The organism is Pseudomonas sp. MWU16-30317 (genome assembly GCF_020515695.1).
Classification (GTDB): Bacteria; Pseudomonadota; Gammaproteobacteria; order Pseudomonadales; family Pseudomonadaceae; genus Aquipseudomonas.
Genome location: NZ_JAIWJA010000006.1, coordinates 1 through 12,424, shown reverse-complemented (window position 1 = coordinate 12,424; position 12,424 = coordinate 1). Strand labels below are relative to the sequence as shown.

Annotated in this window: 9 protein-coding genes and 2 rRNA genes; 7 read left to right on the top strand and 4 right to left on the bottom strand. The window is 60.6% G+C overall.

Annotated elements, in window-relative coordinates:
- Positions 1 to 299 precede the first annotated feature (299 nt).
- The 7 genes from LIX93_RS17690 (at position 300) to LIX93_RS17660 (ending at position 9,111) form a co-directional block, all read left to right on the top strand.
- Positions 300 to 1,652, top strand: a complete 1,353-nt coding sequence (locus LIX93_RS17690) for a TolC family outer membrane protein (RefSeq protein WP_226505350.1) — start codon at positions 300 to 302, stop codon at positions 1,650 to 1,652.
- Between the two features lie 46 nt (positions 1,653 to 1,698).
- A complete protein-coding gene (locus tag LIX93_RS17685) occupies positions 1,699 to 3,852 on the top strand; it encodes a type I secretion system permease/ATPase (RefSeq protein WP_226505349.1) in 2,154 nt (717 codons plus the stop codon).
- Positions 3,842 to 5,200: an HlyD family type I secretion periplasmic adaptor subunit gene (locus tag LIX93_RS17680; protein WP_226505348.1), complete on the top strand. Its 1,359-nt coding sequence runs from the start codon at positions 3,842 to 3,844 to the stop codon at positions 5,198 to 5,200. The genes LIX93_RS17685 and LIX93_RS17680 overlap by 11 nt, the downstream gene beginning before the upstream one ends.
- 170 nt (positions 5,201 to 5,370) lie before the next feature.
- Positions 5,371 to 6,267 (top strand): TauD/TfdA family dioxygenase, encoded by an 897-nt coding sequence (locus LIX93_RS17675; RefSeq protein WP_226505347.1) that lies wholly within the window; start codon positions 5,371 to 5,373, stop codon positions 6,265 to 6,267.
- A 77-nt stretch (positions 6,268 to 6,344) separates the two neighbouring features.
- Complete coding sequence (locus tag LIX93_RS17670; RefSeq protein ID WP_226505346.1) at positions 6,345 to 7,364, top strand: ABC transporter substrate-binding protein; 1,020 nt, start codon at positions 6,345 to 6,347, stop codon at positions 7,362 to 7,364.
- 6 nt (positions 7,365 to 7,370) lie between these two features.
- Positions 7,371 to 8,234: an ABC transporter ATP-binding protein gene (locus LIX93_RS17665; RefSeq protein ID WP_226505345.1), complete on the top strand. Its 864-nt coding sequence runs from the start codon at positions 7,371 to 7,373 to the stop codon at positions 8,232 to 8,234.
- A 16-nt stretch (positions 8,235 to 8,250) separates the two neighbouring features.
- Positions 8,251 to 9,111 carry an ABC transporter permease gene (locus LIX93_RS17660; RefSeq protein ID WP_226505344.1) on the top strand — a complete coding sequence of 287 codons (861 nt, stop codon included), beginning with the start codon at positions 8,251 to 8,253 and terminating at the stop codon, positions 9,109 to 9,111.
- Between the two features lie 104 nt (positions 9,112 to 9,215).
- Here LIX93_RS17660 and lapD read toward each other — a convergent pair whose 3' ends face one another.
- From lapD to rrf (LIX93_RS17640), 4 genes are all read right to left on the bottom strand, one after another.
- Positions 9,216 to 11,162, bottom strand: coding sequence for a cyclic di-GMP receptor LapD (gene lapD / locus LIX93_RS17655; protein WP_226505343.1), 1,947 nt, complete (start codon positions 11,160 to 11,162; stop codon positions 9,216 to 9,218).
- 12 nt (positions 11,163 to 11,174) lie between these two features.
- The gene (gene lapG, locus LIX93_RS17650; RefSeq protein ID WP_226505342.1) at positions 11,175 to 11,855 is read right to left on the bottom strand and encodes a cysteine protease LapG; all 681 of its coding nucleotides are present in this window, start codon (positions 11,853 to 11,855) and stop codon (positions 11,175 to 11,177) included.
- A 218-nt stretch (positions 11,856 to 12,073) separates the two neighbouring features.
- Positions 12,074 to 12,189: ribosomal RNA gene (rrf, locus tag LIX93_RS17645) — 5S ribosomal RNA — on the bottom strand.
- Between the two features lie 110 nt (positions 12,190 to 12,299).
- Positions 12,300 to 12,415 (bottom strand): 5S ribosomal RNA (gene rrf, locus LIX93_RS17640).
- Positions 12,416 to 12,424: the final 9 nt, after the last annotated feature.

Below are 12,424 nucleotides of genomic sequence, written 5' to 3'. Positions count from 1 at the left end.
CGACATTTTTTGTCGTTTCTTCAATGAGCGATGCTAAAGGTATGAAATTTAATGGCGTCAAGACATTGTCGGTAATTTAACGTGATTAACTTTGTGACAATCTATTGACCTTCGTCGCGCCATCCTAAACAATCCGCCGCGTAATGTCACATTGATATTTAAGTGGCATTACCGGCTTCCAGAATTCGTGATCAAGTTCCGCGTGGAATCTCCGATATACGAATTGCAAGGTCGCCATTTACCAATCCCTGTGGGTTTTTCCCGGGGGTGCATACGTCGTCTTCGGGAAGTAATCATTCATGCGCGCGAACATCCTTTTCACCGCCATCCCTTTTGTTCTGGCGGCCGGCTACGCTCAAGCACAAACCCTGCCAGAAGCCATGCAGCAGGCGATTGAGGTCCATCCAGAAATCCAGGCCGGCGTTAACGCGCGCATCGCTGCCGACTACCAATTACGGGCTGCCAAAGGTGGCTACTTGCCGAAGGTTGACGTACTGGCAGGCTATGGTCGCGAGGGTTCCGACACCCCGACCACCCGTGCCGAAACTGGCAGGGATGGCAACACCACACTCAATCGGGGTGAAGCCAGCGTTAGACTCACTCAAATGATATTCGACGGTTTTGCGACGCAGAACGAAGTTGGGCGTCAACAAGCCACCGTCAACTCTCGTGCTTATTCTTTGCTGGGCACGAGCGAACGCACCGGCCTTACAGTTGCCCAGGTCTACCTGGATGTATTGGTACGCCGCGAATATGTGCGCCTGGCGCAGTTGAACCTCGACAACCACCAGCGCATTTACGATCAGATCCAGTTGCGCACCTCCCGTGGCGTGGGCCGTACCGCCGACCTCGACCAGGCCGACGCGCGTCTGGCTCAGGCTCGCAACAACCTGATCACAGAACAGACCAACCTGGCCGACGCCGAAACCAACTACTTGAGCGCTGTGGGCACCCCAGCTGATCAGCTGTCCGCGCCTGCACCGTTTGCGCAGATGCCCGCCACGCTGGACGAAGCCCGTCACCAGTTGATCGAAAACAGCCCGGTACTGCGCTCCGCCGAAGCCGATATTTCCGCCACCGAGAAGCAGTTCTCGTCGGCCAAGTCGACCTTCTATCCGCGCTTCACTGCAGAGCTGGAAAAAAACGCCGACAACAACGTGAGCGGCGAAAACGGCCACTACAACGGCTGGCAGGCCATGGTTCGCATGAGCTTCAACCTGTACTCGGGTGGCGCCAACAAGGCGGACCTGGAATCCAAGTCGTACCTGTCCAACCAGGCCCTGGATATTCGCAACAACGCACTGCGTCAGCTGAACGAAGAGCTGGGCCTGGCCTGGAACGCTTACAACAACGCCACCCAGCAGTTGCCGATCGCCAAGTCCTACGCCGAGCGCAGCAACCGCGTGCGTACCGCTTATCAGCAGCAGTTCAGCCTGGGTGAACGTACCCTGCTCGACTTGCTCGACAGCGAAAACGAAACCTTCACCGCCGAGCGCCGCCTGGCTGAAGTGCAAAACCTCAAGGATTTCAGCCAGTACCGCATCAAGGCTGTAATGGGCCAATTGCTGCAAAGTGAAGGCGTCGTGGCGCCGATGGCATCAGTTGTGCAAAACGAAACAAAACCGACAGTAAAACTGCCGGGCATGAACTGATTCTTGACGGAATCAGCTAGTTAATTTGTATAAGTGAGCGTGCCGCGTGGAATCAGAAGCCAGTCGAGTTCAACTCAGTCATGATCCGCGCAGCCAGCACGACGATCCGTTGCTCGATGGTCTGCTGACGCTCTGCTACCTGCATCAAAAGCCGGCCAGTCGGGCGATGCTGACCACTGGCCTGCCGCTGCCCAATCAGCGTCTGAGCCCCGACCTGCTGAACCGCGCCGCCTCGCGCGCGGGCCTGCAGGGCCGGTTGCTGGTGCGCAAGCTCGAGCAAATCCCCTCTATTGCACTGCCCGCCCTGCTGCTGTTGCGCGACGGTCGTTGCGCCACCTTGCTGGGCTGGGAAGGTGACACTGCGCGTCTCTTATTGTCAGAAAGTGACGGTGGCGAGGTGCGCGTCGATCGTGCCGTGCTGCTCGAGGACTACAGCGGTCGGGTATTTTTCGCTCAGCCGCAGCACAAATTCGACGTCAACCACGGCTCGCTCATCCCGCGCGCCAAATCGTGGTTCAAGGACACCCTCAAGCGCTCGCGCTGGCTCTATATAGACGCGATCGCCGCCAGCCTGATCATCAACATCATCGCGATGGCGGCACCGCTGTTCGTGATGAACGTGTACGACCGCGTGGTGCCCAACCAGGCCACCTCGACGCTGTTCGTGCTGGCGATCGGCATCAGTGGCGCCTATCTGTTCGACTTGCTGCTCAAGGGCATGCGCAGCCTGTGCCTGGACCTGGCCGGCAAGAAGACCGACCTGATCATCTCCGCCACGCTGTTCGAGCGCATCGTCGGCATGTCGATGAAATTCCGCCCGGCGCGGGTCGGCAGCTATGCGCAGAACATCCATGAATTCCAGGGCATGCGCGATTTTTTGACGTCGCTGACCCTCACCAGCCTGATCGACCTGCCCTTCACCCTGCTTATCCTGCTGGTAATCGGTATTCTGGGCGGCAATCTGGTGTGGATCCCGGTCGTGGCCTTCCCGCTGGCGTTGGGAATCGGTCATCTCCTACAGAAACCGCTCACCGAAACCCTGCAACGCACCATGGCCTTGGGCGCCGAGCGTCAATCAAGTGTCATCGAAACCTTGTCGGGTCTGGATGGCATCAAGGTCAATAACGCCGAAAGCGAGCGCCAGTACCACTGGGAGCAGACGATCGGCACCATGAGCCGCCTGGAATTGCGCGTCAAAGTGTTGTCAGGACTGGCAATGAACCTGACGTTTCTGATTCAGCAACTGGCCGGCGTGGTATTGATCTGCTTTGGTGTGTATCAAATTATCGCTGGCAACCTCAGCATGGGCGGCCTGATTGCCTGCTACATGCTCAATACTCGCGCCCTGACCCCGTTGAGCCAACTGTCCGGCCTGCTGACCCGTTATCAGCAAGCCAAGGTGACCATGGTTTCGATCAACCAGATGATGGACCTGCCCCAGGAGCGCAACTTCGAAGAGCGCCCATTGAGCCGTCAGGTGCTGCAGGGCGCTATCGAATTTCGCAATCTCGACTTCACCTATCCGAATCAGCAGAACCAGGCGCTGCGCGGCCTCAACCTGTCGATTCGCCCGGGCGAGCGCATCGGCATCATCGGCCGCAGCGGCTCGGGCAAGAGCTCGCTGGCCAAACTGATCGTCGGTTTGTATGAAGCGGACAGCGGCGAGTTGCTGGTGGACGGTGTCGATGTACGGCAGATCGATATCAGCGAGTTGCGCCACAACATCGGTTACGTACCGCAGGACATCCAACTGCTGGCCGGCACCCTTCGCGACAACCTGGTGACCGGTGCGCGCTACGTCGAGGACGAGCAGGTGCTACAGGCAGCGGAGCTGTCGGGCGTACATGAATTCGCCCGGCTGCACCCGCAAGGCTATGAACTGCAAGTCGGCGAGCGCGGCCAGAACCTTTCCGGCGGCCAGCGGCAGAACGTCGCGCTGGCGCGGGCACTGTTGCTCAATCCGCCGATCCTGCTGCTGGACGAACCCACCAGCGCCATGGACAACACTGGCGAGGAGCGCCTCAAGGCCCGCCTGCAAGCCGTGGTTGAACACAAGACCGTCGTTCTGGTGACCCACCGTGCTTCGCTGCTGTCGCTGGTCGACCGCCTGTTGGTGATCGACCGCGGACAAATCGTTGCCGACGGCCCGAAAGCCGCCGTCATGGAAGCACTGAAGAAGGGGCAGATCAATGTTGCTTAAGTCCGGCGGTATTGGCGCCTACTTCAAAGGCAAACCTTCGCTCGAAGGCCAGCCGATGCCCGAGGTCAACAAGGCGCTCATCGATGACGCCCCGCGCATCGTGCGCCTGACCATCTGGGCGGTGATCGCCTTCTTTACCTTCCTGGTGCTGTGGGCGCACTTCGCGGTGATCGATGAAGTGACCAAGGGCGAAGGCAAGGCCATCCCCTCGTCGAAGGTCCAGAAGATCCAGAACCTGGAAGGCGGCATCGTCGCGCAGATCTACGTGCACGAAGGCGAGATCGTCGACGCCGGTGCGCCGTTGATCCGCCTCGATGACACGCGCTTCAAGTCCAACGTCGGCGAGACCGATGCCGACCGCGTGGCCGCCGAGCTGCGGGTCGAGCGCCTGAGCGCCGAGGTCGACGGCCGGCCGCTGAACTTCACCGCTGATGTGCGCCAGCGTGCGCCCAAGCAGACGGCCGACGAAGAGTCGCTGTACCAGAGCCGTCGCCAGCAATTGGGCGATGAAATCGGCGGCCTGCAACAGCAGTTGGTGCAGCGCCAGCAAGAACTGCGCGAATACCAGTCCAAGCAGGAGCAGTACCGCAACAGCCTCGGCCTGTTGCGCCAGGAGATCGGCATGTCCGAACCGCTGGTCGCTCAGGGTGCGGTGTCGCCGGTCGAAATGCTGCGGCTCAAGCGCTCGGAAGTCGAGACGCGTGGGCAGATGGATTCCACCGGGCTGGCGATTCCGCGCGCTCAGGCGGCTATCAATGAAGTGCAGCGCAAGGTCGACGAGACCCGTGGCAAGTTCCGCAGTGACGCCCTGACCCAGCTCAACGAAGCACGTACCAACCTCAACAAGGCCCAGGCCACATCCAAGGGCCTGGAAGACCGGGTCAGCCGGACCATGGTCACCTCACCCGTGCGCGGCATCATCAAGCAGTTGCTGGTGAACACCGTCGGCGGCGTGATCCAGCCGGGCAGCGACCTGGTGGAAGTGGTGCCATTGGACGACACCTTGCTGGTGGAGGCGCGTATTCGTCCGCAGGACATCGCCTTCCTGCACCCGGGCCAGGAAGCGATCGTCAAGTTCAGCGCCTATGACTACACCATCTATGGCGGCCTGAAGGCCAAGCTCGAACAGATCGGCGCCGACACCATTCAGGACGAGGACAAGAAGAACACTTATTACGTGATCACCTTGCGCACCGAGAAGAGCCACCTGGGCACCGATGAAAAGCCGCTGCTGATCATCCCCGGGATGGTGGCGTCGGTGGATATCATCACCGGCAAGAAGAGCGTGCTGAGCTATCTGCTCAAGCCGATCATCCGTGCCCGGGCCGAGGCGCTGCACGAGCGGTGATGGCAGGGCTTCTGGTGGGAGCGGGCTGCGCGCTCCCACGGCGGTTGCGCGTTGTTTTTGGTTTTATGCTTAGCGCCAATCGGTATTTAGTTTCCTTTTTTTAGATCGTTATAGTTCTCCTCACGTAGCGTACCTTGCCCCGGGTCGCGCAAGTTTTTTGGAGAACGATCATGTCTTCGGCTTCTGTCGCTGCGCCAGCCTTCCAAGGCGCCCAGCAAGCGTTTGAAATCCGCCCCCTGGCCGGCAACGTCGGCGCCGAGATCATTGGCCTGGACCTAAGTCTGCCGGTCAATGACCAGGACTTCGCGCGCATTCATCGCGCCCACCTCGACTATCACGTGGTGGTGTTCCGCGGGCTGCACATCACCCCGCAGCAACAGATCGACTTCAGCCGTCGTTTCGGCGTGCTGCAGATCCACGTGCTCAAGCAGTTCCTGCTGGCCAATCACCCGGAAATCCTCATCGTCTCGAACATCATCGAGAACGGCCAAGCCATCGGCCTGGGCGATGCGGGTAAATTCTGGCACTCGGATCTTTCCTATAAAGAGCTGCCGAGCCTGGGCTCGATGCTCTACGCCCAAGAGCTCCCAGCCGAAGGCGGCGACACGCTGTTTGCCGATATGCACAAAGCCTACGACGGCTTGCCGCAAGCATTGCGCGAGGCCATCGATGGACGCAAAGCGTCACATTCCTACACCGCGCGTTACAGCGAGACCAAATTCGAAGGCAACTGGCGTCCGACCCTCACCCCCGAGCAACTGGCTCAGGTGCAGGTGGTCGACCACCCGATCGTGCGCACCCATCCTGAAACCGGGCGCAAGGCGCTGTTCGTCAGCGAGGGTTTCACGACCAATATCGTCGGCTTGCCGGTAGACGAGAGCCAGCAGATCCTCACTGAGCTGTACGCCCACAGCGTGCGTCCGGAAAACATCCATCGCCATCAGTGGCAGGACGGCGACATGGTGTTCTGGGACAACCGCTCCCTGATCCACCTGGCCGCTGGCTGCCCGAGCCATATGCGCCGCAAGCTGCTGCGCACCACCATCCAGGGCGACGCGCCGTTCTGATTCGCGACCCTCGAGCACACGTCATTATTTTGTACCCCGGCCGTTACGCCGGGGTTGTCCCGTTCAGGAGCTGAACCATGTTCAAACGTATCAATCGCCTGGCAGCGACCATCGGCCTGGGTGTCAGCCTGGTGGCCGGCAGCCTGGTAGCCCCCGCCGCCGCGCAGGCTGAAGGCGAAATCCGCATCGCTGAACAGTTCGGCATCGTCTATCTGCTGCTCAACGTGGTGCGCGATCAGCACCTGATCGAGAAGTACGGCAAGCAGGAAGGCATCGACATCAAGGTCGACTGGATGCAGCTGTCCGGCGGCTCGGCGGTCAACGACGCGCTGCTGTCCGGCTCCATCGATATCGCCGGTGCCGGCGTCGGCCCGCTGCTGACCATCTGGGACCGCACCCACGGCCGCCAGAACGTCAAGGCCGTGGCGTCGCTGGGCAACTTCCCTTACTACCTGTTAAGCAACAACCCCAACGTCAAGACCATCGCCGACTTCACCGAGAAAGACCGCATCGCTGTTCCGGCCGTGGGTGTCTCGGTGCAGTCGCGCTTCCTGCAATACGCTGCCGCCAAGCAGTGGGGTGACAAGTCGTTCGATCGACTCGACAAGTACACCATCGCCCTGCCGCACCCGGACGCCAGTGCCGCGCTGATCGCCGGTGGCACCGAACTGTCGGGCCACTTCTCCAACCCGCCGTTCCAGGATCAAGAGCTGGCCAACCCTAACGTGCATGTGGTGCTCAACACCAACGATCTGCTGGGCCCGAACTCGCCGACCGTACTGTTCGCCACCGAGAAATTCCGCGAGAAGAATCCCAAGACCTACAAGGCGTTCATCGAGGCGCTCGCTGAAGCCGCCGATTTCGCCCAGAAGGACAAAGGTGCAGCAGCCGATACCTATATCCGCGTGACCGGCGCCAAGATCGACCGCGCTGCACTGCTGAAGATCATCGACAACCCGCAGTTCGAATTCAGCATCACGCCTAAGGGCACTTACCCACTGGCCGAGTTCATGTACCGCATCGGTGCGATCAAGAACAAGCCCGAGTCCTGGAAAGATTACTTCTTCCAGGATGAAAAACCGCTGCAGGGGAGCTGATCCGCCATGAACGCACCTGTGCAAGGCCACGAGGCCAGCATCGCGCCTGATACCCGCGCGCAAGCGCTGCTGCAAGTCGACAACGTCAGTCTGCAATACCGCACTGCTCACAGCGTGGTGCAGGCGACCCACCAGGTCAGTTTCGAAGTCGACCGCAGCGACCGTTTCGTACTGCTCGGCCCTTCGGGTTGTGGCAAGTCGACGCTGCTCAAGGCAGTGGCCGGCTTTCATAGCCCCACCGAAGGCCAGATCAGCCTCGACGGCCAGCGAGTCGAGGGACCTGGCCCGGACCGCATCGTGGTCTTTCAGGAATTCGACCAGCTGCCGCCGTGGAAAACGGTCAAGCAGAACGTCATGTTTCCGCTCCTGGCATCGCGCACCCTCAAGCGCATGGAAGCCGAAGAGCGTGCCCTGCACTATCTCGACAAAGTCGGCCTGGGCGGATTCGCCGATGCCTATCCGCACACGCTGTCGGGCGGTATGAAGGCACGGGTCGCCATTGCCCGCGCGTTGGCCATGCAGCCCAAGATCCTGCTGATGGACGAGCCTTTCGCTGCACTGGATGCCCTGACCCGGCGCAAGATGCAGGAAGAGCTGCTGCTGTTGTGGGAAGAAGTGCGCTTCACGCTGCTGTTCGTCACGCACTCGATCGAGGAGGCGCTGGTGGTGGGTAATCGCATCCTGCTGCTGTCGCCCCATCCCGGCCGCGTGCGTGCCGAGGTGCACAGTCATCAGTACAACATGCACAGCCTGGGTGGCGATGGCTTCCAGGCGACCGCTCGGCGCATTCACCGGTTGCTGTTCGATGAGGATCAGGCCCCCGTGCCGGAAACCATCGAGCACTTCGCCGACATCCGTATCGCTTACTGACAGGGGAGACCTGACCATGACCCATCCCCTGAGACAGGAATACGAGGTCGTTCTGGAGCCGCTGAGCGGCATCGCCCTGGAACGAGAAATCAGCGTGTGGCAGCGCCTCTGGCAACAAGGCTGGTTGCGCAAGAGCCTGATCCTGGTGCTGCTGGCCATCGCCTGGGAAGTTGCCGCGCGCTATACCGATAACGATCTGCTGCTGCCGAGCTTTCTGCAGACGGCCAAGGCCTTGGCCGAGGGCATGTGGAGCGGTGAGCTGCCGGCCAAGGTGGCGGTATCGCTGGTGGTGCTGATCAAGGGCTATCTGATTGGTATCGTGCTGGCCTTCGGCTTGACGACGCTGGCTGTGTCGACCCAGTTCGGCCGTGATCTGCTGGGCACCCTGACGTCGATGTTCAACCCACTGCCTGCCATTGCCTTGCTGCCGTTAGCGCTGCTTTGGTTCGGCCTGGGCGACAACAGCCTGATTTTCGTGCTCGTGCACTCGGTGCTGTGGACCATGGCGCTGAACACCTACACGGGCTTCCTGGGCGTGTCCGATACGCTGCGCATGGCCGGCCGCAACTATGGGCTCAAGGGCGTGCGTTTCGTGGCGCTGATCCTGGTGCCGGCGGCGTTGCCGTCGATTCTGTCAGGGCTCAAGATCGGCTGGGCATTTGCCTGGCGCACGCTGGTGGCGGCGGAGCTGGTATTCGGTGCCACGGGCGGTAAAGGCGGGCTGGGGTGGTACATCTTCCAGAACCGCAACGAGCTGTACACCGACAAGGTGTTCGCTGGGCTGGCGGTGGTGATTTTGATCGGGCTGCTGGTGGAGAACCTGGTGTTCGCTACCCTCGAACGCGTCACGGTGAAGCGCTGGGGCATGCAGCGCTGAAATATGCGCTAGCCGTGCAGCCCTCTTCGCCAGCAAGCTGTGCTCCCACAGGATTGATTCACGCTGTGGGAGTGTAGCTTGCTAGCGAAGCAGGCGACGCGGTCTCACTGCCAGGGCGCAGGCTCGCCGATCAGGCGGCCCTGTACACCCTGGATGCCCATCTCGCGAATCACCTGCATCTCCCCTTCCGTCTCCACGCGCTCGGCAATCAACGGCAGATCGATGCTGTGGGCAGCGCGCTGGATGGCTTCGATGAACAGACGCTTGTGGCTTTCTTCATCAATCGCGCGGATGTAGCTGCCGTCGATTTTCAGGTACGCCAGGCCGAGGTTGGCCAGGTTGCCGATCATGCTGAAGCGGCCACCAAAGCGCTGCAGGCTCAGGCTGTAGCCGAGGCTGCGCAGGCGCTTGGTGATCTGCTCGAGCGCCGCTTGTTCCGGCACCTGTTCTTCACCGACTTCCAGGGTCAGGCGCTTGCCCAGAGCGGGATAGTGGGCCAGCAGGTCATAGACGCGGTTGAGCGAGTGCGGATCGGCCAGGGTCGCACCGGAGAGATTGAGTGCGAGTGGGTGGTCGTGCTCCTGCAGGTGCTTGAACACCAGTTCGATCATCATGCGATCCAGACGCGCCGACCAGCCAAAGCGTTCGACCCAGGGCAGGAAGCGCCCCGCAGCAACGGTGCCGCCTTTGCCGTCGCGCAGGCGCGACATGACCTTGTGATGCATCACCTGCTGCGGATCATTGCTACCTACCACCGGCTGGAAGTACAGCTCGAAGCGGCCATGTTCCAGGGCGTGATCCAGCAAGCTGTGCCAGGCGTGATGGTCTTCGATGACGGCCGGCAAGCTGTCTTGCGCCAGGCACACCCAGTTGCTGTCACCTTGAGCTTCGGCCTGCGAAAGGGCCTGATCTGCCAGTGTCAGCAGCTCCTGGATCGAATCGCCGGGGTTGTACGGGGCCAGACCGAGGGACGCCACTCTGGCCATGTCGGTAGCGCCAGTTTCGTGCAGGCTGGTGAGCGAGGCATCGACCAGTTGCGCGAACTGCCGAGCTTCAGCGCGGACCATGCCCGGGGCCAGCACAGCGAACTCGCCACCGCGGCTGCGGGCCACCAGATTCTGTGTCTCAGGGTACTTGGCACAGGCGCGAGACAGATGCTCGCCAACGGCCTTGATCAATTCGTCGGTGCGCTGGCCACCCAGGCGCTGGTTGAGCCCGGCCAGGTCAGTGACGCGCAGCAATAGCAGATAACCCGCACGGGCCTCTTCAATATTGCTGACGTGGGCGGTGAGCTGCATGTCGAAATAGCGGCGGTTGGCGAGGCCCGTGAGGCCGTCCTGATAGGACTCGATGCGCAGCTTCTCGCTACGCTCGCTTTCTTCGCGAAACAGCGCCTTGAGTTTCTCGACCATCTGGTTCATGGCCTGTACGACGCGGGCCAGTTCCGGCGTGCGCGGCAGCTCTTGCAGGCTGAGGAATTCGCGCCGGGCGATGGCATGGGATTGCTCGACCATGTAGTCCAATGGCTTGAGCTGGCGACGCAGCAGCAGAGCGCCCAGCACGGCGCTGACGGCACCACACAGTAGCAGCCAGCCCAGGCTGCCCAGGGCGCTGTCCCATAACTTGGCGAGGGCGAACATCGGATGGCTGACCACCTCGACCCGAGCGGCCTGCTGCCAGCCGCGGCTGACGATGGCGTCGCCACCAGCGGGGTCGAGGCCGATTAGCTTGACGAACCAGTGGGGCACACCGCCCTCTCCCGGTTCGGCATGGCGTTCGACCATGACCTTGTTGTTGCTCAGGTCGACCACCTTGATGTTGGCATAATAACCGCTGTCGAAGATCGAGCTGACCATCAACTCGACCATGGCCGGGTCATCGATATTGGGCGTCAACGATAACGCCAGGGCCGTGGCGGCATCCTGGGCATGAGACCGCAACTGGTTGACGTACTGGGCGCGCGAGCTCTCGAGGCTGACCATGAAGCTGCCACTGAAGGCGACAATCAGGAACAGGCAAATGGCGATGAGCAATTGTTTGAACAGAGACATCAGTGCTCCTGATTAATTTTCGGGTTCAACGGGGAAGCCTTCTGCGGTCATCTTTTTCAGTACATCCTGCCAGCGGGACAGGCGCTTGGCATCACCGACCTTTTTATCACCCGCCGCACCGGTCAGCCATAAGCCTTCGGCGTTGAAGGAATAAACCGGCAGCAGGTCGGGCCGCTGGTTGGCGAACTTGATATCGTCCATCAGGCTGTCGAGTACCAACGGCATCGCGGTGGGACTGGAATAATAGGTCAGTACCATGTGCGCGCGGTTCTGCTGCAGTGCCTTGACGTAGGTGATGCGCAGCTTGTCGCTGGGGATGCCCAGGTGACGGAGGCTGAAGTACTTGGCGATGGCGTAGTCTTCGCAATCGCCGGCACCTTTCCACAGGGCCTCGATGGGCGTCGCCCAGTAATCGTCCACATGCCAGACGTCGATGTCTTCGGCGTAGCGTATCTGGTGGTTGAAGAACAGATTGACCACCTGCAGGCGCTGTACTTCGCTCAGCTGCTTCTGGGTGGCCAGCAATTGCTGCCAGGCATCGATACGTTGCTTGCCCTGCCCCAGTGGCCCGTACAGGGCTTCGGCGCGGCGGCTGATCAGGGAGAAGTCCCAATCGGCATGCAGTCCGCCGAGCAGCAGCGTACCGAGCAGCACGGCGAGCCCAAGGCGGCGCAGCATCCAGCGCAGGTTCATACGGCTCGCCAATGCGTTCAGTCCGAGAAGGCAGGGGTCAGGAACGGCATGGTGCAGGGTCGATGGCTAAAAGACAATGGCACCTTGCAATCACTCTTGTATCGTTCTACCGACCTTTATCGGCTGCGCAGGGGGTGAGCTTTAGGGCTTGAGACCTGGCGGGAGCCAGAAAGACAAAACCCCCGCCTGCGCTAGCAGACGGGGGTTTCGGAATTCAATCTTGACGATGACCTACTCTCACATGGGGAAACCCCACACTACCATCGGCGATGCATCGTTTCACTGCTGAGTTCGGGATGGGATCAGGTGGTTCCAATGCTCTATGGTCGTCAAGAAATTCTGTAGCCGATCCGTCAACAGGTGACGTATCAGCGAAAAACTTGAAGCTTCTACTTAAAGACAAAACCCCCACCTGCCTTCGCAGATGGGGGTTTCGGAATTTAATCTTGACGATGACCTACTCTCACATGGGGAAACCCCACACTACCATCGGCGATGCATCGTTTCACTGCTGAGTTCGGGATGGGATCAGGTGGTTCCAATGCTCTATGGTCGTCAAGAAATTCTGT